This is a genomic window from Microbacterium sp. SMR1 (assembly GCF_003289625.1).
GTDB classification, from domain to species: Bacteria; Actinomycetota; Actinomycetes; order Actinomycetales; family Microbacteriaceae; genus Microbacterium; species Microbacterium plantarum.
In genome coordinates this window covers 271353-295001 of record NZ_QMBN01000003.1, presented here as the reverse complement: position 1 = coordinate 295001, position 23649 = coordinate 271353, and the positions used below count along the sequence as shown (strand labels likewise).

General features: G+C 70.9%; 21 protein-coding genes. 17 read left to right on the top strand and 4 right to left on the bottom strand.

Features of this window, described 5'->3' with window-relative positions; translation table 11 throughout:
• Window positions 1–2: 2 nt before the first annotated feature.
• Entirely contained in the window at window positions 3–1019 is a 1017-nt protein-coding gene (locus DO944_RS11105) for a LacI family DNA-binding transcriptional regulator (protein WP_112617226.1), read from the bottom strand.
• A gap of 91 nt (window positions 1020–1110) precedes the next feature.
• Here DO944_RS11105 and DO944_RS11100 point away from each other — a divergent pair, with 91 nt between their 5' ends.
• The 8 genes from DO944_RS11100 to DO944_RS11065 are packed head-to-tail and all read left to right on the top strand — an operon-like array spanning window position 1111 to window position 8363.
• Window positions 1111–2295, top strand: a complete 1185-nt coding sequence (locus DO944_RS11100; RefSeq protein WP_112617225.1) for a Gfo/Idh/MocA family protein — start codon at window positions 1111–1113, stop codon at window positions 2293–2295.
• Window positions 2292–2999, top strand: a complete 708-nt coding sequence (locus DO944_RS11095; protein WP_112617224.1) for a ThuA domain-containing protein — start codon at window positions 2292–2294, stop codon at window positions 2997–2999. Before DO944_RS11100 ends, DO944_RS11095 begins: the two co-directional genes overlap by 4 nt.
• Window positions 2972–4066 carry a Gfo/Idh/MocA family protein gene (locus DO944_RS11090; RefSeq protein WP_112617223.1) on the top strand — a complete coding sequence of 365 codons (1095 nt, stop codon included), beginning with the start codon at window positions 2972–2974 and terminating at the stop codon, window positions 4064–4066. Before DO944_RS11095 ends, DO944_RS11090 begins: the two co-directional genes overlap by 28 nt.
• Window positions 4063–5580: an alpha-N-arabinofuranosidase gene (locus DO944_RS11085; RefSeq protein WP_112617222.1), complete on the top strand. Its 1518-nt coding sequence runs from the start codon at window positions 4063–4065 to the stop codon at window positions 5578–5580. The genes DO944_RS11090 and DO944_RS11085 overlap by 4 nt, the downstream gene beginning before the upstream one ends.
• Before the next feature lie 42 nt (window positions 5581–5622).
• Window positions 5623–6543 carry a tRNA pseudouridine(55) synthase TruB gene (gene truB / locus DO944_RS11080; RefSeq protein ID WP_112617221.1) on the top strand — a complete coding sequence of 307 codons (921 nt, stop codon included), beginning with the start codon at window positions 5623–5625 and terminating at the stop codon, window positions 6541–6543.
• A complete protein-coding gene (locus DO944_RS11075) occupies window positions 6540–6908 on the top strand; it encodes a hypothetical protein (RefSeq protein ID WP_112617220.1) in 369 nt (122 codons plus the stop codon). The genes truB and DO944_RS11075 overlap by 4 nt, the downstream gene beginning before the upstream one ends.
• Before the next feature lie 55 nt (window positions 6909–6963).
• Window positions 6964–7395 carry a hypothetical protein gene (locus tag DO944_RS11070; RefSeq protein ID WP_240309717.1) on the top strand — a complete coding sequence of 144 codons (432 nt, stop codon included), beginning with the start codon at window positions 6964–6966 and terminating at the stop codon, window positions 7393–7395.
• Window positions 7392–8363 (top strand): bifunctional riboflavin kinase/FAD synthetase, encoded by a 972-nt coding sequence (locus DO944_RS11065; protein WP_112617565.1) that lies wholly within the window; start codon window positions 7392–7394, stop codon window positions 8361–8363. The genes DO944_RS11070 and DO944_RS11065 overlap by 4 nt, the downstream gene beginning before the upstream one ends.
• 42 nt (window positions 8364–8405) lie before the next feature.
• Here the strand turns inward: DO944_RS11065 and deoC are convergent, their stop codons facing one another.
• Complete coding sequence (gene deoC / locus DO944_RS11060) at window positions 8406–9122, bottom strand: deoxyribose-phosphate aldolase (RefSeq protein WP_112617218.1); 717 nt, start codon at window positions 9120–9122, stop codon at window positions 8406–8408.
• 92 nt (window positions 9123–9214) lie between these two features.
• Between deoC and DO944_RS11055 the strand changes: the two genes are divergently transcribed.
• The 5 genes from DO944_RS11055 (at window position 9215) to DO944_RS11035 (ending at window position 15947) form a co-directional block, all read left to right on the top strand.
• Window positions 9215–9427 carry a heavy-metal-associated domain-containing protein gene (locus DO944_RS11055; protein ID WP_023955083.1) on the top strand — a complete coding sequence of 71 codons (213 nt, stop codon included), beginning with the start codon at window positions 9215–9217 and terminating at the stop codon, window positions 9425–9427.
• On the top strand, window positions 9427–11694 hold the full coding sequence (locus tag DO944_RS11050) for a cation-translocating P-type ATPase (RefSeq protein WP_112617217.1): 2268 nt from the start codon (window positions 9427–9429) through the stop codon (window positions 11692–11694). Before DO944_RS11055 ends, DO944_RS11050 begins: the two co-directional genes overlap by 1 nt.
• A gap of 5 nt (window positions 11695–11699) precedes the next feature.
• Entirely contained in the window at window positions 11700–12365 is a 666-nt protein-coding gene (locus DO944_RS11045) for a hypothetical protein (RefSeq protein ID WP_112617216.1), read from the top strand.
• Between the two features lie 228 nt (window positions 12366–12593).
• Window positions 12594–14747 (top strand): DEAD/DEAH box helicase, encoded by a 2154-nt coding sequence (locus DO944_RS11040; RefSeq protein WP_112617215.1) that lies wholly within the window; start codon window positions 12594–12596, stop codon window positions 14745–14747.
• 171 nt (window positions 14748–14918) lie between these two features.
• Entirely contained in the window at window positions 14919–15947 is a 1029-nt protein-coding gene (locus DO944_RS11035) for a 6-phosphofructokinase (RefSeq protein ID WP_023955073.1), read from the top strand.
• A gap of 81 nt (window positions 15948–16028) precedes the next feature.
• Here DO944_RS11035 and DO944_RS11030 read toward each other — a convergent pair whose 3' ends face one another.
• Window positions 16029–17420, bottom strand: coding sequence for a threonine/serine exporter ThrE family protein (locus tag DO944_RS11030; RefSeq protein WP_112617214.1), 1392 nt, complete (start codon window positions 17418–17420; stop codon window positions 16029–16031).
• A gap of 155 nt (window positions 17421–17575) precedes the next feature.
• Here DO944_RS11030 and DO944_RS11025 point away from each other — a divergent pair, with 155 nt between their 5' ends.
• Together DO944_RS11025 and thrC are read left to right on the top strand one after the other, a co-directional pair.
• Window positions 17576–18862 carry an aspartate kinase gene (locus DO944_RS11025; RefSeq protein ID WP_112617213.1) on the top strand — a complete coding sequence of 429 codons (1287 nt, stop codon included), beginning with the start codon at window positions 17576–17578 and terminating at the stop codon, window positions 18860–18862.
• Between the two features lie 71 nt (window positions 18863–18933).
• Window positions 18934–20337 carry a threonine synthase gene (gene thrC, locus DO944_RS11020; protein ID WP_112617212.1) on the top strand — a complete coding sequence of 468 codons (1404 nt, stop codon included), beginning with the start codon at window positions 18934–18936 and terminating at the stop codon, window positions 20335–20337.
• Window positions 20338–20487: 150 nt separating this feature from the next.
• On the opposite strand, the gene coaBC is transcribed toward thrC, so the two are convergent.
• Window positions 20488–21699, bottom strand: coding sequence for a bifunctional phosphopantothenoylcysteine decarboxylase/phosphopantothenate--cysteine ligase CoaBC (gene coaBC / locus DO944_RS11015; protein WP_112617211.1), 1212 nt, complete (start codon window positions 21697–21699; stop codon window positions 20488–20490).
• Between the two features lie 71 nt (window positions 21700–21770).
• Here coaBC and DO944_RS11010 point away from each other — a divergent pair, with 71 nt between their 5' ends.
• Complete coding sequence (locus tag DO944_RS11010; RefSeq protein ID WP_112617210.1) at window positions 21771–22487, top strand: NRDE family protein; 717 nt, start codon at window positions 21771–21773, stop codon at window positions 22485–22487.
• 94 nt (window positions 22488–22581) lie between these two features.
• A complete protein-coding gene (locus DO944_RS11005) occupies window positions 22582–23640 on the top strand; it encodes an aspartate-semialdehyde dehydrogenase (protein ID WP_112617209.1) in 1059 nt (352 codons plus the stop codon).
• The last annotated feature ends 9 nt before the right edge of the window (window positions 23641–23649 follow it).

The window sequence follows — 23649 nt, the reverse complement described above, 5'->3', positions numbered from 1 at the left end:
GGTCAGCGCGGACGGCCGGTCGAGCCGCGGGCCACGAGAACCGTCGGCAGCTCGACCACCTCGTCGGCGAGCTGCGCACCGCCCGCCATCTGAGCCAGGAGCGTGACCGCCGCGGCGGCCATCTCGCGGATGGGCTGACGGATCGTGGTGAGCGGCGGATGCAGCCACCGCGCGCCCCGCACATCGTCGTATCCCACGACAAGAACGTGGCGCCCCACCGCGAGCCCAGCCTCGGCGATCGCCCGGTAGGCGCCCGCGGCCATCTCATCGGAGCAGGCGAAGAGCCCGATGGGGCCCTCGCCGCCGAGGTCATCGAGCGCCGCGGCGCACGCTCGTCGCGCGTCCGCCGCACCCCAGTCCGCCGTCGTCAGGATGCGAGGCGCAGCCGGGGCCGTCTCGTCGAGCGTCGAGAGGAAGCCCTCGATCCGCGCACGGCCGTACCGGTACGACGGAGCCCCGCCGATGACGATGAAGCGCCGCGCGCCCTGCGCCAGCAGGTGCTCCGCCGCCGCCGAGCCGCCCGCGTGATCGGTGTTCCGCACGCTCGGCACGTGCTGGGTGGTCCCCGATGGAGGCTCGAGCAGGACGACGGGAATGCCCGCGCCCTGCACGACCTCCAGCTGGGCCGCGGTGGGCAGGATCAGACCGAGCACGACCCCCGCCGATCCCCGGGAGCGGATGCGGGCCGGCCAGTCATCGCCCGGATCGTCGCGCTCCGCGGTGAGGACGAGGTCGTAGCTCAGGCGCGAGGCCGCCGTGTGAGCCCCGGCGACGACCTCGTCGGTGTAGGGGTCATGGAAGTGCCCGAGAACCAGATCGAAGATGCGGGACGTACCGCCGCGGGGCCGGCCGCGCGGTGTCCCGCTTCGCGTGTACCCGAGCCGTTCTGCCGTCTGCAGCACACGCGTGCGGGTCTCGGGCGACAGCTCGCCGCGGCCGCGGAGCGCCCGTGAGACGGTCGCGACGCTGACGCCCGCGGCCGTGGCGACGTCGGTGAGGCTCGGTCGGGAAGACGGCATGCGCCTATTTTGCGCAAAGCCCGACGTCCGCGTCGAGGGGCTGTGACATCGTGGTCCGCGATCACACGCACCGGTGCGGAGGGAGACGAGGATGTCGAGACGATTGCGCATCGCGATCATCGGGACCGGGTTCATGGGACGGATGCACGCGCACGCCTGGCGCACCGCTCCGCGGTTCTTCGATCTGCCGGTCGAGCCGGAGGTGGTCGTGCTCGCGGGCAGCGACGCGCAACGCGCGGCCGACGCCGCATCGCGGTTCGGCATCGCCGAGTCGAGCGACGACTGGCGAAGTGTCATCGCACGCGACGACATCGACGCCGTCGACATCTGCACCCCGGGCGACACCCACGCCGAGATCGCGCTCGCAGCCCTCGACGCCGGCCGTCACGTGCTGTGCGAGAAGCCGCTGGCCAACGACGTCGCCGACGCCGACCGGATGACGGATGCCGCCGCCGCGGCGGCATCGCGCGGGGTCGTCGCGATGTGCGGGTTCAGCTACCGCCGCACGCCCGCCCTCGCTCTGGCGCGACGTCTAATCGAGGAGGGACGCATCGGCCGCATCCGGCACGTGCGCGCCCAGTACCTGCAGGACTGGCTCACCGACCCGGAGGCGCCGTTCACCTGGCGTCTCGATCGCGATCGCGCGGGATCGGGTGCGCTCGGCGACATCGGGGCGCACAGCATCGATGCCGCCCAGTGGCTCACCGGCGCGCGCATCACGAGCGTCTCGGGCACACTTCGCACCTTCGTCGACGAGCGCCCCGTCCTCGACGAGCGCGTCGGGCTCGGCGGCCGAGCCGGTGCCGGAACCGCAACTGAACGCGTGACCGTCGACGACGCCGCGGCGTTCACCGCATCGTTCTCCGACGGCGCCCTCGGCATCTTCGAGGCCACGCGCATGGCCTCGGGGCACCGCAACGCCAACCGCATCGAGATCAGCGGTGACCGCGGAGCCGTCGCCTTCGACTTCTCGCACCTGAACGACCTGCTCTTCGCCGACGCGACGCTCCCTGCCGGTGAGCAGGGGTTCCGCCGCATCGACGCGACCGAGCCCGAGCATCCCTATGCCGGAGCCTGGTGGCCGGCAGGACACGGACTCGGCTACGAGCACTTGTTCACCCACCAGAGCGTCGACTTCGTCCGCGCCGTCGCCGGTGAGATCGAGGTGCACCCGTCGTTCGCCGAGGCCGCGGGTGTGCAGCGCGTCCTCGCGGCGGTCGAGGAGAGCGCGGCATCCGACAGCAGAAGCATCCGAGTGGAAGGGGTCATCTCATGACCGCGAGACAGGCGCTCATCGTCCGAGGCGGCTGGGAGGGGCACAAACCCGTCGAGGCCACCAACCTCTTCGTGCCCTTCCTCGAAGAGAACGGCTTCGAGGTCCGCATCGAAGAGGACAACGAGGTCTACACCGACCGGGAGACGATGGAGCGCACCGACCTGATCGTGCAGTCGGTGACGATGTCGAAGATCTCACGCGAGGCCTTCGCCGGCCTGCGCGACGCGGTCGAGCGCGGAACGGGGCTGGCGGGCTGGCACGGCGGCATCGCCGACTCGTACCGCGACAACTCCGACTACCTGCAGCTCGTCGGCGGCCAGTTCGCGACGCATCCCGCGAAGCACCCCGATGCCCGCGTCGGCGACGAGACCGACAACTACCTCTGCTACACCGTCGACCTCACCGACGCAGGTCGCCGCTCGGAGATCATGGCGGGCCTCGAGGACTTCACGCTCCGCACGGAGCAGTACTGGGTGCTCTCCGACGACCTCAACGACGTGCTCGCGACGACGACGCATCCCGTGCAGCCGTACCACCCGTGGCACCGCCCCATCACCTCGCCTGCCGTCTGGACACGCGAGTGGGGACAGGGCCGCATCTTCGTCGCGACGCCGGGGCACAGCCTCGTCGTGCTGCGCGACGTCAACGTCCGCACCATCATCGAGAGGGGGATGCTGTGGGCGAGCCGCACGGCATCGGTGTAGTCGGCCTCGGGGTCATCTCGGGCCAGTATCTGGAGACGCTGGGCGATCACCCCGCCGTCCGTATCGTTGCGACGGCCGACCTCGACGTCGACCGCGCCCGGTCGGTCGCCGAGCGGTTCCCCGGAGCCCGCGCCCTATCGGTCGCCGAGCTCGTCGCCGACCCGGCGGTGCAGACCGTGGTCAACCTGACGATCCCCGCCGCTCACGGCGAGGTCGCGCGCGCGGCACTCGCCGCGGGCAAGAACGTCTACGGCGAGAAACCGCTGGCCGCGACCTTCGACGAAGCGCTCGGGGTCATGGCCGGCGCGGCCAGCGCCTGGGTCGGCGGGGCCCCCGACACCGTGCTGGGGTCCGGAGTGCAGACCGCGCGAGCGGTCGTCGACGCCGGCGAGATCGGCCGACCGGTCGCGGCCGTCGCGACGTGGCTGTCGTCGGGCCACGAGGCCTGGCACCCGCATCCCGACTTCTACTATCGCGAAGGCGGCGGACCGCTCTACGACATGGGGCCGTACTACCTCACGGCGCTGTTCCACCTGCTGGGACCCGTCGTCAGCGTGTCGGGTGCTTCGTCGCGATCACGCGACGAGCGCACGATCGGTTCGGGCCCGCGAGCGGGGGAGCGCATCCCCGTCGAGATCGACACGCATGTCACCGGCGTGCTCGAGCACGCCGGCGGCGCGGTCTCGACGGTCACCTTCAGCTTCGACGCCGCCGCAACCCACGCCGCACCGATCGAGGTGCACGGCGAGAGCGCATCGCTGACCCTGCCCGACCCCAACTTCTTCGACGGCGACGTGACCATGCGGCGACCCCGCGCGGAGGAGTGGACGGCCATCGCGCCGCGCGCGGGCTATCGAGGCGCGGGCCGCGGCATCGGAGTCCTCGACCTCGTACGCGGCGGCGCCGGCGCGGGACGTGCGAGCGGTGAGGTCGCCCTGCACGTCCTGGAGATCATGAGCGCCCTCACGCGGTCGGCGCGAGAGGGACGCCGCATCACCCTGACCACGACCGCGGAGCGTCCTCCGCTGGTCCCGCTCACCGAGCACGAGCACTGGAGAACCACATGACCTCGTCCGCACGTGCGGTCATCGACCTCGACGTCGTCGGCGATCGCATCAGCCGGCACATCTACGGGCACTTCGCCGAGCATCTCGGACGCTGCATCTACGACGGCTTCTGGGTCGGCGAGGACTCGACGATCTCCAACACCCGCGGCATCCGCACCGACGTCGTCGAGGCCCTCCGCGCGCTCGACATCCCGAACCTGCGCTGGCCGGGCGGTTGCTTCGCCGACACGTACCACTGGCGCGATGGCATCGGTCCGCGCGAGCAACGGCCGAAGATCGCCAACACGAACTGGGGCGACGTCGTCGAGAGCAACCACTTCGGAACCCACGAGTTCATGGATCTGTGCGACCTGCTCGGCACCGAGGCGTACGTCAACGGGAACGTCGGCAGCGGCACGGTGCAGGAGATGTCGGAGTGGGTCGAGTACCTCACGCGCGACGACGACAGCCCCATGGCGCGTCTGCGCCGCGAGAACGGTCGCGACGAGCCCTGGCGTGTGCCCTTCTGGGGCATCGGCAACGAGCCGTGGGGATGCGGCGGCAACCTGTCTCCCGAGTTCTACGCGGAAGAAGCGCGGCGCTACGCGACCTATTGCCACGACCACGGCGAGAACAGGTTGACGCTCATCGCCGCCGGCGCCAACGAGGACGACTTCGAGTGGACGCGGGTGCTCGTGAAGACGCTCGTCGAGTCGCACGCCGCGAACCTGTACGACAAGCATCCGTACCAGGCGATCTCGTTCCACTACTACACGCACACCGGATCGGGCATCAATCGCGAAGACGCGACGACCTTCACCGACGAGCAGTTCTACGACACGATGGCCTACGCCCGCGACTTCGAGCGGGTCGTCCGCGGACACGTCGCGGTCATGGACTCGTACGACCCCGAGAACCGGGTGAGCCTCGTCTGCGACGAGTGGGGCACGTGGTGGAACGCCGAGAAGGGCACGAACCCGGGCTTCCTGTTCCAACAGAACACGATCCGCGACGCGCTCGTCGCCGGCATCCATTTCGACATCTTCCACCGGTACGCGCGGCGCATCTCGATGGCGAACATCGCACAGACGGTGAACGTCTTGCAGGCGATGATCCTCACCGACGGCGAGAAGCTCGTTCTCACGCCGACCTACCACGTGTTCGAGATGAACAAGGGGCACCAGGACGCCCGTGCGCTCGCCGCGCACGTGCTCGACGCGCCCGCGACGACGGCGCGCGGGGGAGAGCTGCCGCTGGTGTCGATGTCGGCCTCTACGAAGGAGGGGGCGGCGCTCATCTCGCTCACCCACCTCTCGGCGGACGACGAGTGCGAGGTGCGCATCGACCTCCGCGGACGTGGCGCCCGCGTCGTGCGTGCCCGGGTGCTGGGAGCAGAGAGCGCGACGACGTACAACGACGCCGACGTGCCCGCTCGTGTCGAGCCGCGGCCCCTCGCGACCGCCCTCGATGGGGGCGAGCTCGTCGTGACGATGCCGCCGCACTCCTTCGCGACCATCGAGCTGGCGCTGGACTGACCGCGGACGGGGCCGGCGGGGCATCGCCGTAGGCTGGGAGACATGCCCGAACCCGCGCCCCGCGGCATCCTGCTCGTCGACAAGCCGGGCGGGATGACCAGTCATGACGTCGTCGCCCGAGCCCGTCGAGCCCTCGGCACCCGCAAGATCGGCCACGCCGGCACTCTGGATCCGATGGCGACGGGGCTGCTCGTCCTCGGTGTGGGGCCGGCGACCCGCCTGCTGACGTACATCGTGGGGCTCGGCAAGACCTACGAGGCGACGATCCGCCTCGGCGTCTCGACCGATTCCGACGACGCTGACGGCACCGTGACGGAGCACGCGACGAACGAAGCCCTCGCCGCGGTCGACCGCGCCGGCATCGATCGCGGCATCGCGGCGCTCACCGGCGAGATCGACCAGGTGCCGAGCCGGGTGTCGGCGATCAAGGTCGGCGGGAAGCGGGCGTACGACCTCGCTCGCGCGGGCGAAGAGGTCGAGCTGAAGGCACGTCGCGTCACCGTCTCTCGCTTCGATGTGCGCGACGTCCGCGACGTCGTCCTGAACGATGTCGCGGGCGGATCCCGCGCGATCGACGTCGACGTCGTCGTCGACTGCACGAGCGGTACCTACATCCGCGCCTTGGCCCGCGACCTGGGAGCAGATCTCGGCGTCGGCGGGCATCTGACGGCGCTCCGACGCACCCGCATTGGACCTTTCGAGGTGTCGGATGCCGAGGCCGAGATCACCCCGGACGCGACGCTGCTGCGCGACGCGGATGTCGCGGCCGCGGTGCTCGGCGCCTTCGAGGTGACCGCCGACGAGGCGCGCGACCTGCGCCACGGCAAGCGTCTCGTCGGAGCAGCGGCGCGCCTGTCGGCACCGCACCCGGCGGCGATCGACCCCGATGGGCGACTGGTGGGGATCGTCGAGCGTCGCGGCGACGACGTCAAGAGCCTGATGAACATGGCGGAGGACGCATGATCACGGTCTTCACCATCGTTCAGGTGGCGGTGGCGGTCGCCGCCGGTCTGCTCTGTACCGTCCTCGGCCTCGCGAACCGCCGCCCGAGCGACCTCTCGGTCGGGTCGCTCGCCCTCGTCGAGGTGCTTCTCATCGCCCAGGTCGTCGTCGCGATCATCGCCCCGCTCGCGGGTAACGCCCCTTCGGGCAGTCTCCTGGAGTTCTGGGTGTATCTCGTCTCGGCCGTCCTGCTGCCGCCCGCCGCCGTGTTCTGGGCGCTCATCGAACGCAGTCGCTGGAGCACCGTCATCCTCGGCGTCGCCGCCCTGTCGGTCGCGATCATGGTGTGGCGGATGCAGGTGATCTGGACGGTTCAGGTCGTCTGAAGCCGTCCGCGCGACGCCTATCATTGGTGGGGTCATGGATCATCCCCGCCCTCGAATGACCGGCATCGGCCGCGTTCTGGTGGTCGTGTACGCCGTGATGGCGCTCGCCGCGACGGGACGCTCGTTCGTCCAGATCGTCGAGGACTTCTCCAACGCACCGCTCGCGTACTCGCTGTCGGCGGCCGCGGCGCTGGTGTACGTGCTGGCGACCGTCGCGCTGGTGAAGTCGGGCTCGCGCACCTGGTACGCGATCGCGTGGGTCGCGATCTGCTTCGAGCTGGCCGGGGTGCTCGTCGTCGGCACGCTCAGCCTCGTGCTGCCCGACCTGTTCTCGCACGACGCCACCGTCTGGTCGGGCTACGGTTTCGGCTACTTCTGGGTTCCGCTCGCCCTGCCCTTCGTGGGGATCTGGTGGCTCGTGTCGCACCGCAACGGTGCCGGAGAGAGCAGCGAGCGCCCGGCCGTCCTGGAGGGATCGTCATGGTGACCGTGTACCGAGACCCCGCGGAGGTCCCCGCGGACTTCGGCCCGAGCGTCGTGGCCATCGGCAAGTTCGACGGCGTGCACTCCGGGCACCGCGCGGTCATCGACCGGGCCCGGGTGGATGCCGCCGCCCGCGGCGCGCGTGTCGTGGCGGTCACCTTCGACCGCAACCCGCTGAGCCTGCTGCGTCCGGAGCTCTGCCCGGAGCCGCTCGTCGCTCTGGATCAGAAGATCGGGCTCCTCGCGGCGGCCGGGGTGGATGCCGTCCTCGTGCTGCGGTTCGACGCCGAGCTCGCAGCGCTCTCGGCGCGTGACTTCGTCGAGAGCATCCTCGTTCGCGCGCTCGGTGCCGTCGGCGTCCTCGTCGGCGACGACTTCCGCTTCGGTCGAGGCGGCGAGGGCGATCCCGAGGTGCTGGCCGCACTCGGGCGCGAGCACGGTTTCGATGTCGACGTCGTCACAGACGTCCGCGCCCGCGACGCCGGCCGGCGCGTCTCGTCGACGTGGGTGCGCGATCTGCTCGCGGCCGGCGATGTCGCCGGTGCCGCCCGCCTGCTCGGCCGCCCTCACGCGGTCGAGGCCGAGGTCGTCCACGGACTCAAGCGCGGCCGGGAACTCGGGTATCCGACCGCGAACCTCGCCACCGACGCCGCGGGCTTCATCCCGGCCGACGGTGTGTACGCCGGCTGGCTCGTCGACCTCGGGATGCCGGGTGCCGACGGCGCGATGCCGGCGAGTGTCATCCGGTATCCGGCGGCGATCTCGGTGGGCACCAATCCCACGTTCGACGACGTGCCGCAGCGACAGGTCGAGGCGTACGTGCTCGACGAGACGGATCTCGACCTCTACGGTCACCGCGTCGAGGTCCGCTTCACGGCCCGTATCCGCGGGATGGTCGCGTTCGCGGGTATCCCGGCGCTCATCGAGCAGATGGACGACGATGTCGTCCGCGTGCGCGAGGCCCTCGCCTGAAGCCAGCGCCTCGCGCGCCCGTGCGGGCCGCAGCCCGCGTGATCAGTACGACGACTCGTCGACTGCGCCGGTGGCCTCGCCGCCGGCCTCGAGTCGGCGCGCTTCGCCGAGGATGGTCGCGCTGCCGCTCGTGCCGAGGCGCGTGGCGCCTGCGTCGAGCATCGCGACGGCGTCAGCGAAGCTGCGCACGCCGCCGGAGGCCTTGACCTGCACGGCCTCGCCGACGTTCTCGCGCATGAGGCGGACGTGGGGGACTGTCGCCCCGCCGCCGGCGAAGCCGGTCGAGGTCTTGACGAAGTCGGCGCCGCCGGCCTCGGTCAGGCGGCTGCCGCGGGCGATCTGCTCGTCATCGAGCAGGCTCGTCTCGAGGATGACCTTGACGATCTTGCCTTCGGCGGCCTCGACCACGGCGCGGATGTCGTCGACGACGACGTCGTCGAAGCCCGAGCGCAGCGCGGCGATGTTGACGACCATGTCGAACTCCGAGGCGCCGTCCGCGGCGGCCTGACGGACCTCGGCGACCTTCGCCGCCGTGGACGTCGTGCCGTGGGGGAAGCCGATGACCGTACCGACGGCGACACCGGTGCCCGCGAGACGCGCGACAGCGTGCGGGATGTCGGAGGGGCGTACGCACACCGAGAAGACTCGCCACTCGGCGGCGATGTCGAGCTCGGCGTCGACCTGGTCGCGGGTCAGCTCGGGCTTGAGGATGGCGTGGTCGAGGGTCGCGGCGAGCTCGCGCTCGGAGATCGTGGACATGCTTTCAGCGTACGCCGTCCGAATCTCGAGGCATCGACGGGAATACCCCTGGGGGGTATCCTGTTGTCGTCGCTGAACCACGAAGGAGCATCATGACGACTCAGACCTACACCGTCGAAGGCATGACCTGCGGGCATTGCGCCGCAGCGGTGACCCGCGAGCTCGGGCTCGTCCCGGGCGTCTCCGACGTCGCCGTCGACGTCGACGCCGGCACCGTCGCGGTCACGGCTGTGCAGCCGCCCGACGACGACGTCGTCTCGGCCGCTGTGGCCGAGGCGGGCTACACGGTCACCGGACGCCGCTGATGAGCGCGGACACCGCCGGGCGGGAGAGCAGCCATGCCGTCCTCGACATCGAGGGGATGACGTGCGCGAGCTGTGTCGCCCGGGTCGAGAAGCGGCTGCAGCGACTGGACGGTGTCCACGCGACGGTGAACCTCGCGACCGAGTCGGCGCGCGTCGAGCATCCCGCCGCCGTCTCGGTCGACGACCTGGTCGAGGCCGTCGGCCAGGCGGGGTATACCGCTCGAGTGCGCTCCTCTCCGGCGCAGCATCCGGCGGAGCATCATGACGCTCCGGGCCACCAGCACGACGTCGAGGACATGCCGGGGCAGACCACTCTGCGCACCCGGCTGATCTGGGGCATCGTGCTCGCCGCGCCCGTCGTGGCGCTCGGCATGGTGCCGGCGTGGCAGTTCCCCGGCTGGCAGTGGGTGTCGCTCGTCCTGACCGCGCCGGTCGTGTTCTGGGCGGGTTGGCCGTTCCACCGTGCCACGTTCGCGAACGCGCGCCACGGCGCGCTGACGATGGACACGCTCGTCACATTGGGCACCTTCGCGGCCTTCGCTTGGAGCCTGTGGGCGGTGCTGTTCGGCTCCGCCGGGCGCATCGGCATCCGTCACGATGTCGTCCTCTTCGGCCCCGTGCACGACCCGACATCGCTCGTCTACTTCGAGGTCGCCGCAGCGGTGACCGTGCTCATCCTGCTCGGTCGATACATCGAGCAGCGCTCGCGGCGGCGCGCGGGCGCCGCGCTGCGCGCCCTGCTCGAGCTCGGGGCGGCGGATGTCGAGCTGCCGGACGGGCGTCGCGTCGGCATCGACGCGCTGCATGCGGGCGACGAGTTCATCGTGCGGCCCGGTGAGAAGGTGGCCACCGACGGCATCGTCGTCGACGGCGCGGCGGCGGTGGACGAGAGCATGCTGACGGGCGAGTCGGTGCCCGTCGACGTCGGCCCCGGTTCCGAGGTCACCGGCGGCACGATCGCCTCCGGCGGACGGTTGCGGGTACGCGCCACCTCGGTCGGCGACGAAACCCGCCTCGCGCATCTGGCGCGGCTGGTCGACGAGGCCCAGTCGGGCAAGAGCCGCGTGCAGCGTCTCGCCGACCGCGTCTCGGCGGTGTTCGTCCCCGTCGTCATCGTCGTGGCAGTGCTGACCCTTCTCGGCTGGATCATCGCCGGCGCACCCGTCGCCGCGGGCTTCACCGCCGCCGTCGCGGTCCTGATCATCGCCTGCCCGTGCGCGCTCGGGCTCGCGACGCCCATCGCCGTCCTCGTCGGCACCGGCCGAGGCGCCGAGCTCGGCATCCTCATCACCGGTCCCGAAGCCCTCGAGGCCGCCGAGCGCATCGACGTCGTGCTCATGGACAAGACCGGCACCCTCACCGAGGGGCGGATGTCCGTCGCCTCGGTCGTCACCGCGGCCGGAGCCGATCGCGACGACGCGTTGCGGGCGGCCGGCGCCGTCGAATCCGCCTCGGAGCACCCGATCGCGCGCGCGATCGTCGCAGCCGCCGGCACCGTGCCGCCGGTGACGGAGTTCACGGGCGTCGCCGGAGGCGGCGTCAGCGGCGTAGTCGAGGGGCGCGAGGTCACCGCGGGGAGCGTCGCCTTCGTCACCCAGCGACTGGGCGAGCTGAGCTCCGAGCTCGATGAAGCCGCGCGCGACGCCGCGGCATCCGGTGCTTCCGTCGTCGCCGTCGGCTGGGACGGGGCGGTCCGTGCGGTCATCGCGGTCTCGGACCGGGTCCGAGACGACGCCCGCGAGGCCGTGGCGCGGCTGCACCGCACCGGGGCCTCGGTGGTCCTGGTCACCGGCGACAACGCCGGCGCCGCGGGGGCGGTCGCCCGCGAGCTCGGCATCGACGACGTGGTCGCCGACGTGCGTCCCGAGGGCAAGCTCGATGAGGTACGGCGCCGCCAGGCCGCGGGGAAGCGCGTCGCGATGGTCGGCGACGGCGTCAACGACGCGGCCGCCCTCGCCGCTGCCGACCTCGGCATCGCGATGGGCGGTGGCACGGATGCCGCCAAGCACGCCAGCGACATCACGCTCACCGCTGGCAGCCCCCGGGCCGTGGCCGAGGCGATCGAACTCAGCCGCCGTACCCTCGGCATCATTCGCGGCAACCTGTTCTGGGCCTTCGCCTACAACGTCGCCGCCGTGCCGCTCGCGGTGGCCGGTCTGCTCAACCCGATGGTCGCCGCGGCCGCCATGGCGTTCTCGAGCGTCTTCGTCGTGCTCAACAGCCTGCGACTGCGATCGGCGTTGCGGCCCGCGCGCCGGAGCGGATAGCCCGCATGGCTCGTTGCGATCTGGGCATGCCCGTCACGCACCGCACCGCCCTCCGCTTCATCCCGGTCATCGCGGCGGTCGCGCTGCTGGCCACGGCATGCGCGACTCCGGCGGGCGGGACCGCGAGCCCCGCCCCGACCGAGTCCGCCGCGACGCGGTCGCCCGAGCCGACCCCCTCGGCGACGCCGAGCCCCATCGAGACGCAGGCGACGAACGAGGAGATCGGGCTGCCCTCGTCGTGCGACGACATCTTCACCGGTGAGCTGCGCGCGACGCTCGAAGCGGAGCTCCCCCCGCTCAACGACCCGGGGGTGACGATGTACTCCACGGAGAACGCCGAGGCGCTCACCGTCCTCGAGTCGGGTGTGCCGAGCCTGAGGTGCACGTGGGGCACTCCCTCCGACCGGGGTGTGGCAACCACCGTGTCGATCGTCTCGCCCGCCGACGCGAAGCTCATCACCGATTCGCTGACGTCGTCCGGCTTCGCCGCCGAGGAGGCGTCGGGCGGGGAGTACTTCCGAACGTCGCAGCAGACCCTCTCGATGGACGAGCAGGTCGTCGAGCTGGGAGAGACGCACTTCTTCCGCGGCAACGCCTGGATCGCGACGCGGTGGGTCAACTACGGCCCCGATTCCTACACGCCGGGCATCGTCGCCCAGCTGTGGCCCTGAGCCCGGCTACGCCGTCCGCCCCGCGGCCGCATCGCGGGGCGCGCCTGACATGGCATAGAATGGACGACGGGGACATCGTCGGGTTCGACGCCGCAGCTCGCTGAAGCGAGTGCCCGTGGCCGACCGACGCGAACGCCCTTCGCTCGCATGACGCTCCGGTGTCCGTTCGAGCGGCACCTCGTACGTTTCCGTCACGACGGAACTCCGGCACTCAGGCTCAGGAGGAGCATGCCGACCATGGCCACCGCCGCAGCGACCGCCAACCGCCGACGGAGATCTTCGTCCGCCCGACGCGATGATGACGCGCCGCTGATCCCGATCCTGGCGCGCAAGGTGCGCGAGGTCGAGGCCAAGGCCCAGCGCGGAAAGCTCGGACCCACGAACCGCGTCAAGTTCCAGGTCATCGCCTTCTTGGTGCGCGAAGAGCGCGCGCGGGTGAAGGCCGACGAGAACGTCTCCACCGCCGCCCGGGCGGAGCTGCTCAAGCGGCTGGACGGCGTCGCCACGATCCTCGCGAAGACGGCCGCGCGCGACACGTCTCTCATCCAGCTGCTCGAGGTCGACCAGGCGACGTCGCCGGTGGCGAAGCGGATGCGGCGCGACTGGCTTCTCGAGTCGGGTGCCGAGCTGCCGGAGGACGAGCTCATCATCACCGATGCCGCTCCGGTTCAGGCGCCCGTCGTGCCCGCGGCTCTCGCCGACCGGCAGGTCACACCGCCGCAGGTGATCGCACGACGCGAGGCGAACCCCTTCCTCGCGCCCGACCTCGAGCTGCACGCGCCGCACGACACCCCGCGTCGGAGACTCGACGGCTGGGAGTTGATGGGGCCGCTCTACAAGGCGTTCGAGTCCGGCGCCGGCGGGGCGGCTGCCTCGATGGACCTGCCTCCCGTGCCGGAGTTCGACCGTCTGTCGCCCAAGGGTCTCGAGATCATGCCGCACCAGTCGCGGTTCCTCGAGTCGGTGCGAGCCGGTCACCGCTCGTTCCTCCTCGCCGACGAGCCGGGTCTCGGAAAGACGGCGCAGTCGGTGCTCGCAGCATCCGTCGCCGGCGCCTATCCGCTGCTGGCCGTCGTGCCGAACGTGGTCAAGATGAACTGGGCGCGCGAGGTCGAGCGCTGGACGCCGCAGCGACGCGCGACCGTGATCTCGGGCGACGGCGATCAGATCGACGCATTCGCCGACGTCTTCATCGTCAATTACGAGGTGCTCGACCGCCACCTCTCGTGGCTCGGTTCGATCGGCCTGCGCGGCATGGTCGTCGACGAGGCGCACTTCATCAAGAACCTCAGCTCGCAGCGTTCGCAGAACGTGCTCGCCCTCGCGGGCCGCATTCGCGAGCAGGTGCGCGACCCGCTCATGCTGGCCCTCACCGGAACCCCGCTGATCAACGACGTCGAGGACTTCGACGCGATCTGGCGGTTCCTGGGGTGGACGAACGGCGAGAAGCCCGGCCCCGTGCTCATGGAGCGTCTGGACGAGACCGGCCTGACGCCGGCCGACAAGGCGTTCTATCCCGCTGCCCGCGACGCCGTCATCTCGATGGGCATCGTGCGCCGCAAGAAGAAGGACGTCGCCGCCGACCTTCCCGACAAGCTCATCGCCGACCTGCCCGTGCAGCTCGACGACGAGTACGGCCGGTCGATCCGCCAGGCCGAGCACGAACTCGGCGAGCGTCTCGCCGCGCGGTACCGCCGGATCATCGAGGCGCGCGGCGACCGTGTGCTCATCGGCGAGGCCGACTCCGACATCGTGCGCCTCGTCGCGACGCAGGAGCTCGAGGAGTCGAAGGCCGCGGGCACCGGCGCCGAGAACGTCTTCACGATGGTCCGCCGCATCGGCCAGGCCAAGGCCGTGCTCGCCGCCGACTACGCGGCCCAGCTGCAGCGCTCCGTCGGCAAGGTCGTGTTCTTCGCCAAGCACATCGACGTCATGGATGCCGCTGAGGCCCACTTCGCGGCCGCCGGGTTGCGGACCGTGTCGCTGCGCGGCGATCAGAGCGCGACGGCACGCCAGGACGCGATCGACGCGTTCAACAACGATCCCGATGTCGCCATCGCGGTGTGCTCGCTGACGGCTGCCGGCGTCGGCGTGAACATGCAGGCAGCCTCGAACGTCGTCCTCGCCGAGCTGTCGTGGACCGCGGCCGAGCAGACGCAGGCGATCGACCGGGTGCACCGCATCGGTCAGGAGGAGCCCGTCACCGCGTGGCGGATCATCGCCGCTCACACGATCGACACGAAGATCGCCGAGCTCATCGACTCGAAGCAGGGTCTCGCGGCTCGGGCGCTCGATGGTGAGGCCGTCGACCCGACCTCGAGCGACTCGGTGCAGCTGTCGGCTCTCATGCACCTGCTGCGTCAGGCGCTCGGCGCGGACTGAGCCGTCCTCTCCGTTGTTCGTCGGTGGTCGGAGGGCGCGCCTGGTCGCATCCGCACGGGCCTCGCGAGTTCTCCCGGCGGGCTCGCCTGGCAGCACCCGCGCCGCGACGATAGTCTCGACCTGAGGCAGCGTCGCCACACTCCACCCTGAGCAACAACGAAGGATCTCCCCATGAAGATCGGCATCCTCACCAGCGGCGGCGACTGCCCCGGACTCAACGCTGTCATCCGAGGCGTCGTGCTCAAGGGCACCACCTCGTACAACATCGAGTTCGTCGGCATCCGCGACGGCTGGCGCGGCGTCGTCGACGGCGACTTCTTCCCCCTCACGCGCCACGAGGTGAAGGGCCTGTCGAAGGTCGGCGGAACCATCCTGGGTACGAGCCGCACCAACCCGTACGAAGGCCCCCGTGGCGGCGCCGAGAACATCGCGGCGACCCTCGACAAGCACCGCATCGACGGCATCATCGCCATCGGCGGAGAAGGCACGCTCGCTGCGGCCAACCGTCTCGCCAACGACGGCATCAACGTCCTCGGTGTGCCGAAGACGATCGACAACGACCTGAAGGCGACCGACTATTCGTTCGGCTTCGACACCGCCGTCAACATCGCGACCGACGCGATGGACCGCCTGCGCACGACCGGTGACTCGCACCAGCGCTGCATGGTGGCCGAGGTCATGGGCCGTCACGTCGGCTGGATCGCCCTGCACGCCGGCATCGCCGCCGGCGCCCACGTCATCTGCATCCCGGAGGTGCCGATGTCGATCGAGGAGATCACGGCGCAGGTGACCAAGGCGTTCGACCGCGGCCGCGCCCCGCTCGTCGTCGTGTCGGAGGGCTTCAAGCTGAAGGGTCAGGACGAGGCCTACAGCGACAAGGGCCTCGACGCGTTCAACCGTCCCCGTCTCGGTGGCATCAGCGAGGTGCTCGCCCCCGAGATCGAGCGCCTGACCGGCATCGAGACGCGCGCCACCGTGCTCGGTCACATCCAGCGCGGCGGCTCGCCGTCCGCGTTCGACCGTGTGCTGGCCACGCGCCTCGGGCTCGCGGCGGCCGACGCGCTCGTCGACGGTGCCTGGGGTCAGATGGTCTCGCTCAAGGGCACCGACATCGTCCGCGTCTCGTTCGACGAGGCCCTCGGCGAGCTGAACACCGTCCCGCTGTACCGCTACGAGGAGGCCGCCGCGCTGTTCGGCTGATCTCCGCGTCGCTTCGTCTCGGCCGCGTCCGCGGCAGGTTCCCCGCCTGCTCGTGACGCGGCCGTTTCGCTTCTCTCGCTTTCAGCGCACCCGCGCGCGCGCACGGATGACCGACCCCAGCGACGCGCGGAGCGGCTGGCCGAGGTAGATGCCGAGCGACGCACCCACCGCCAGGGCGATGCCGACGGTCGCGGCTGCCGCGAGGGTGCTGAATCCGGTGAGCAGGGTCGCCGGGCTGTCACCCGACTCGACCACGCCGAGGAGCCCGCGGAACACCGCGGCACCGGGGACCATAGGCAGGATCGCCGCCGTCGTGATCGCGACAGACGGAACGTGCAGACGATAGGCGGCGAGAATGCCGACGAGGCTCCCGACGAACGCGCCGACGCCGCTCGCCGCCGCCGTCTCGAAGCCGAGCGAGGCCGCGGCCACGTACCCGAGCCACGCGACGACGCTGAGCGCGACGCTGACGACGATGATGCGGAGCCCGGCCCCGTTGATGACGGCGACGGCGAGGGCGATCAGACCTGCGCCGAGGAACTGCAGCGGCACGGGTCCGAGCGGCAGCGCCTCCGTCGGGGCCTCCAGGCCCAGCCCGATGACTCGCGCGGTCTCGATGCCGGCGAGGATGCCGAGCACGACGCCGAGAGTCTGCGTCACCAGCTCGAGGATGCGGCCCATCGCCGTCAGCGCGAACCCGTCGATGGCGTCCTGAGCCGCCCCGACCACGGTGAGGCCCGCCAGCATCAGCACGATGCCCGAGGCGACGATGACGGAGGGGCGCATGGTCATCGCGGCCTCCCACCCCGTCGCTCGAAGAAGCGGGGAGGCCGCTGCGACGATCGTGAGCACGAACGCCCCGGCGATCTGACTGAAGAAGAACGGCACGCGCGCCCGGCCCAGGAGGAACTGGGTGACCGCCGCCGACCCCGCGGCGAGGAACGACAGCACGATGACGAGCCAGTTCGCCCCGAACATCACCGCAACGCCGACCGCCAGCAGCGCCTGCGCGGCGACGGCGACCGGCTGCTGATACCGGAACGGTGTGCGACGGATGCCGCGGAAGCGCAGGGCCGCGGCATCCAGGGGGAGTCCCGACCGGATCTCGGCCACGAGCGCCTGCAACCGCTGCAGCCGTGCATGGTCGGGCGCGGCGCCGCGGACCACGCGCATGAGCGTGATCGGTCGGTCCTCGCCGCTGCGATGGTGCGCGACGGTGATCGAGTTGTACGTCACGTCGACGTGCACCGGGTCGAGGCCGTAGACGCCCGAGACCCGCACGATCGTGAGGGTCACCTCGCTGGCGGGCGAGCCCGCCACGAGCATCGTCTCGCCGAGTCGGATCGCCAGGTCGAGCACCCGCACCGCGAACGCGTCGTCGATCACCGGGAGCATCTCCGTCGCCGGGCCGCCGGCCGGGTCTGAGGTGTGGACGAGCGCATTCAGCGCCGTGAAGAGCGAGCGGCGTCCCATGGGTTCCAGCCTAGGTCCGCGCACCCGGGATCCCGCGCCGATGGTCGGTCGTCACATGGCGCTGTGCGCATGGGACGCTCCGTAAGATGGTCCGGTGGGCGCGGCATCCGGGCGCCCGTAGCAATCGCGCCGGCACCGGCATCCGGGAGTCCCACATGGCATTGATCGTGCAGAAGTACGGCGGGTCGTCCGTCGCCGACGCGGAGAGCATCAAGCGGGTCGCGAAGCGCATCGTCGACACCCGTCGCGCCGGTCACGACGTCGTCGTCGCGGTGAGCGCGATGGGCGACACGACCGACGAGCTGCTCGATCTCGCGAACGAGGTCGCCCCGATCCCGGCTCCCCGCGAGCTCGACATGCTCCTGAGCTCGGGTGAGCGGATCTCGATGGCTCTTCTGGCGATGGCCATCCACTCGATGGGCTTCGAAGCCCGGTCGTTCACCGGCAGCCAGGCGGGCATGATCACGGATGCCACGCACGGTGCCGCGCGCATCGTCGACGTCACGCCCGTGCGGCTGCGCGAGGCCCTCGACGAGGGCGCGATCGTCATCGTCGCGGGGTTCCAGGGGTTCAACCGCGACACCCGCGACATCACGACACTCGGCCGTGGCGGATCCGACACCACGGCCGTCGCGCTCGCCGCAGCGCTCTCGGCCGACGTCTGCGAGATCTACAGCGACGTCGACGGCATCTACACCGCCGACCCGCGCGTCGTGCCCAAGGCTCGCAAGCTCGGCGTCGTCTCGGCGGAGGAGATGCTCGAGCTCGCCGCGAACGGCGCCAAGGTCCTCTACATCCGTGCGGTGGAGTACGCCCGCCGTCACGGCGTCATGATCAACGCCCGGTCGACGTTCAGCTCGGGGTCCGGCACGTTCGTGCTCGGTCCCGGGATGACGCTGCCCGAAGGCCGAAAGGAAGAAGAGATGGAAGAGCCGATCGTCGCGGGCGTCGCCACCGACCTCAGCCAGGCCAAGATCACCGTCATCGGCGTGCCCGACGTCCCGGGCAAGGCTGCCGAGATCTTCAAGATCGTGGCGAAGTCGGGCGCGAACGTCGACATGATCGTCCAGAACGTCTCGGCGGCCACGACGGGTCGCACCGACATCTCGTTCACGCTGCCCAAGACGGATGCGACCGTCGCGCTCCGCGCCCTCGCGGGGGAGCAGAGCGAGGTCGGCTTCGAGAGCCTCGTGCACGACGATCAGATCGGGAAGCTCTCCGTCGTCGGTGCCGGAATGCGCACGCACTCGGGCGTCTCCGCGACGCTGTTCGAAGCGCTGTCGAACGCCGGGGTGAACCTCGAGATGATCTCGACCTCGGAGATCCGCATCTCCGTCGTCGTCCGCGGCGACGAGCTCGCCGAGGCGGCGCGCGTCGTGCACACGGCGTACGGGCTCGACGGCGACACCGAAGCGGTCGTCTACGCCGGCACCGGGCGCTGACGCCCCGCCGGGCAGGCGCGGCACCTGCGACAATCGAAAGCCGTCCCCGACCCGTCACCGAGGAGCCCCGCGTGCTGTACATCTCGACCCGAGGCGGCGCTGAGCCGCTGCCGTACTGCGACGCTCTCCTCGAGGGGCTCGCGACCGATGGCGGTCTCGCCGTGCCGCAAGAGATGCCCTCGGTCTCTCCCGAGACCCTGGAGCGCTGGCGGGCTCTGACCTACCCGCAGCTGGCCACCGAGGTCCTGGCGCTCTTCGCCACCGACATCGAGCGCGACGACCTCGCCCGCATGACCGAGGCCGCATACGCTCCCTTCCCCGATGCTGTCGTGCCGCTGCGGCGGATCGGTGGCGGGATCACGCTGGTCGGGCTCTCCGAGGGCCCCACGCTGGCCTTCAAGGATCTCGCGATGCAGTTCCTCGGTCAGGTCGTCGAGCACGCTCTCGCGCGCACGGGGTCCGTGCTCAACGTTCTCGGTGCGACCTCGGGCGACACCGGATCGGCCGCTGAGTACGCGCTGCGCGGCAAGGAGCGCATCGCCGTGTTCATGCTGTCGCCGCAGGGCCGCATGAGCCCGTTCCAGCGGGCGCAGATGTTCTCGCTCGACGAGCCGAACATCCACAACATCGCCATCGAGGGCGTTTTCGACGACTGCCAGAACCTGGTCAAGGAGCTCGCGGGCGACCTCGAGGTCAAGCGGTCGCTGCACCTCGGCGCGGTCAACTCGATCAACCTCGCCCGCATCACGGCGCAGGTCGTCTATTACTTCTGGGCCTGGCTGCGCGCGACGGACGCCGACGGCCACGCCGAGGTCTCGATCACGGTGCCGTCCGGCAACTTCGGCAACATCCTCTCGGGGTTCTACGCGCGCGAGATGGGTCTGCCGATCCGTCGGCTGGTGCTGGCGGCGAACGAGAACAACGTGCTCGACGAGTTCTTCCGCACCGGCATCTACCGTCCGCGCTCCGCCGCGCAGACGTTGCAGACCTCGAGCCCGTCGATGGACATCTCCAAGGCCTCGAACCTCGAGCGCTTCATCTTCGAACTCGTCGGGCGAGACCCCGAGCGCGTCGTCGCGGCGTGGAAGGATCTCGAGACGCAGGGCTTCGCGGATTTCTCCGCCGACCTCGCTCGCTTCACCGCCGAGTTCGGCATCGTCAGCGGAACGTCCACGCATGCCGACCGGCTCGCCACCATCCGCGAGGTCCACGAGGAAGCGGGCGAGATCATCGACCCGCACACGGCCGACGGAGTCACCGTTGCTCGCCAGTACATCGAGCCCGGCGAGGCCATGCTCGTCCTCGAGACCGCCAAGCCCGAGAAGTTCGCGGAGACCATCCATGAAGCCATCGGGATCGACATGACGTACTCGGGCGAGCTGCAGGCGATGCTCGATGCGCCGCAGCACGTCGTCGACCTGCCCGACGACGCCGCCGCGCTGACGGCCTTCATCCGCGAGCGCGCCCTGAGCTGATCCCGCCCGTCCGCAGTCGGCCCCGCCACGGCGCGCCGGTGGCGATACACCTGCAGGACCGGTGGGGCTGGTGTCGCCTCCGCGTGACTCCGAGTGCGCGTGGGCACCACATATCCGACGGATGCATCTCGCCCGGCCAGGGGGTGAGCGTCAGCTCGCGGCGCGGAGCGCGACGATCGCGTCCCAGATTGCGCGCGCGACGGCGTCCTTCGGGCCGGAGGCTTCGGCGACGACCGCGCCGCCGTCTCCGATGACGGCGACGGCGTTCTCGCCCGCACCGAAACCGGCGTCCCACCCGACCTCGTTCACGACGAGGAGGTCGACGCCCTTGCGGTCGCGTTTGCGTCGGGCGCGCACCAGCAGGTCGGAGTCAGCGGTCTCGGCGGCGAACCCGACAACGGTCTGACCGTCGCGGCGAGCGGCGGCGAGCCCTGCGAGGATGTCGTCGTTCGGCACCAGCTCGATCGTCTCGAGCGGACCGTCCTCCTTCCGCAGCTTGTGCTCCGACACCCGAGCGGCGCGATAGTCGGCGACGGCCGCGACCATGACCACGACGTCGGCGGCGGTCGCGGCATCCGACATCGCCCCGCCGAGCTCAGCCGCGGTCTCGACATGCTGGACCGTGATGCGCGGGTGGGCCGCGGCGGCGTCGAGAACGCCGGCGTCGACGGATGCCGCGACGAGCGTCACCGTGGCGCCGCGCCGCGCCGCCTCGACGGCGATCTCCGCGCCCTGACGGCCGCTCGACCGGTTGCCGAGGAAGCGCACGGGGTCGAGCGGTTCGCGGGTGCCGCCGGTCGAGACCGCGACGTGCAGGCCGTCGAGGTCGGTCGGCGCGGGGGACACCAGCGCGAGAGCCGCCGCGACGATGTCCTCCGGCTCCGACATGCGGCCCGGGCCGCTGTCGCCGCCGGTCAGCGGGCCGTCCGCGGGCCCGACGAGCAGCACGCCGCGCTCGCGGAGCGTGGCGACGTTGGCGGCGGTCGCCGGGTGCCGCCACATCTCGGTGTGCATCGCCGGGGCGACCACGACGGGTGCCGTGGTGGCGAGGAGCGTCGTGCCCAGCAGGTCGGATGCCAGACCCGCGGCCATCAACGCGATCGTGTTGGCCGTCGCGGGCGCGACGATCACGAGGTCGGCGCTCTGCCCCAGGGCGACGTGCCGCACACGCGCGACGTCGTCGTGGACGGACGTCGTGACGGGGTTGCGGCTGATCGCCTCCCATGTCGTCAGGCCGATGAAGCGCAGCGAGTCCTCGGTGGGGATGACGTGGACGTCGTGCCCCTGCTGGACGAGCAGCCGTACGAGCTGGACGCTCTTGTAGGCGGCGATGCCACCGGTGACCCCGACTACGATGAACATGCCCCCGATCCTCCCACGGCCCCGGGCGGGGTGCGCGGATCGACCACCGGCCGCCGAGAGCGAGTGATCCCATGTGCACCGTCGTCATCCAGGTGCCCGCCGATCCGAGCCGGCCGGTTCGGCTGCTGGCCGTCCGCGACGAGGATCCGTCGCGTGCGTGGGACCCGATCGGTCCCTGGTGGCCCGACACGTACGCCGATGTCGTCGGCGTGCGCGACCGTCGCGCCGGCGGGGCCTGGCTCGCCGCCGACCCGGCCGCTCGCCGGCTGGCCGTCATCCTGAATCGAGCCGACGTGCTCCCGGATGACGCGCCGGCGCTGTCGCGCGGCGGCATCGTCCTGGATGCGGTCGCAGGCTCGCCGCCGACGGGCGCCCCGCCCACGCACGGCTTCAATCTCGTCGACGTCTCGCCCGGTGGGGTCCGGGTCTCGATGTGGGATGCCGCGACCTTGCGGACGGTCGAACTCGGTCCCGGCACCCACATGATCGCCCACGACGACGTCGACGATCCGCGCACCGCCCGGATCCGTCGCTGGCTCGGCGAGTTCGCGGCGGCCGCGCCGGAGCTCGATCGCGCGGACGGCCTGCAGCCCTGGCTCGACGTGCTCCAGGACACCGCGGCCACCCCGGCCACCGACGACGCCGCGATCATCCGCGACAACCGTCCGTACGGCGTCCCGACCTTGTCGCTGCTCGTCTGCACCGCTTCCGTCGGCACTGGCGGGGTCGACCTCGCTTACGGCGCCCTCGACGTGCCGGGGGAGTGGAACCGCCCCGAGATGGCGTGAATCGCGCGGTCATCGGCTGTCACGTGCGTCGGACCCGCCCCGGTGCGCCGATAGAATCGCCGAAACCCGATCACGCTCCACGCAAGGAACCGCTATGACCCGCATCTCCGATTCCGGACTCTCCGTCGCCGTCGTCGGCGCCACTGGCCAGGTCGGAAAGGTGATGCGCGAGATTCTCGTCGAGCGGAACTTCCCGATCCGCGAACTGCGCTTGTTCGCCACCGCGCGCTCGGCGGGCACCTCGATCGAGTTCGCCGGGCACGACGTGATCGTCGAGGACATCGCCACCGCAGACCCCGCCGGCATCGACATCGCCCTCTTCTCTGCGGGGGCGACCGGATCGCGCGCGCACGCGCCGCGCTTCGCAGAAGCGGGCGCCGTCGTCATCGACAACTCCAGCGCCTGGCGCATGGACCCCGAGGTTCCCCTCGTCGTCAGCGAGGTCAACCCCCACGCCACGGTGAACCCGCCGAAGGGTATCATCGCGAACCCGAACTGCACCACGATGGCCGCGATGCCGGTGCTGAAGGTGCTCGACACCGAGGCCGGGCTCGAGCGCCTCATCGTCTCGACCTATCAGGCGGTCTCGGGTTCGGGCCTCGCCGGCGCCGAAGAGCTGCTCGGCCAGGTCGAGGGAGTCCTCGCTCAGGGACACGCGCTCGATCTCGTGCACGACGGCTCGGCGGTCGACTTCCCGCAGCCCGAGAAGTACATCGCCCCGATCGCGTTCGACGTCATCCCGTTCGCCGGCAACCTGGTGGACGACGGCGACAACGAGACCGATGAGGAGAAGAAACTCCGCAACGAGAGCCGCAAGATCCTCGAGCTGCCCGACCTGCGTGTCGCCGGCACCTGCGTGCGCGTCCCCGTGTTCACGGGTCACTCGCTGTCGATCCACGCCGAGTTCTCGCGCGACATCACGCCGGAGCGGGCGCGCGAAATCCTGGCCGCGGCGCCCGGTGTCGTGCTCGAGGAGGTCCCGACGCCTCTGCAGGCAGCCGGCAACGACCCGAGCTACGTCGGCCGCATCCGCGCCGACCAGTCCGCGCCCGAGGGCAAGGGACTCGTGCTGTTCATCAGCAACGACAACCTCCGCAAGGGTGCCGCGCTGAACGCGGTGCAGATCGCGGAGATCGTCGCCGAGCGTCTCTGACGTCAAGGC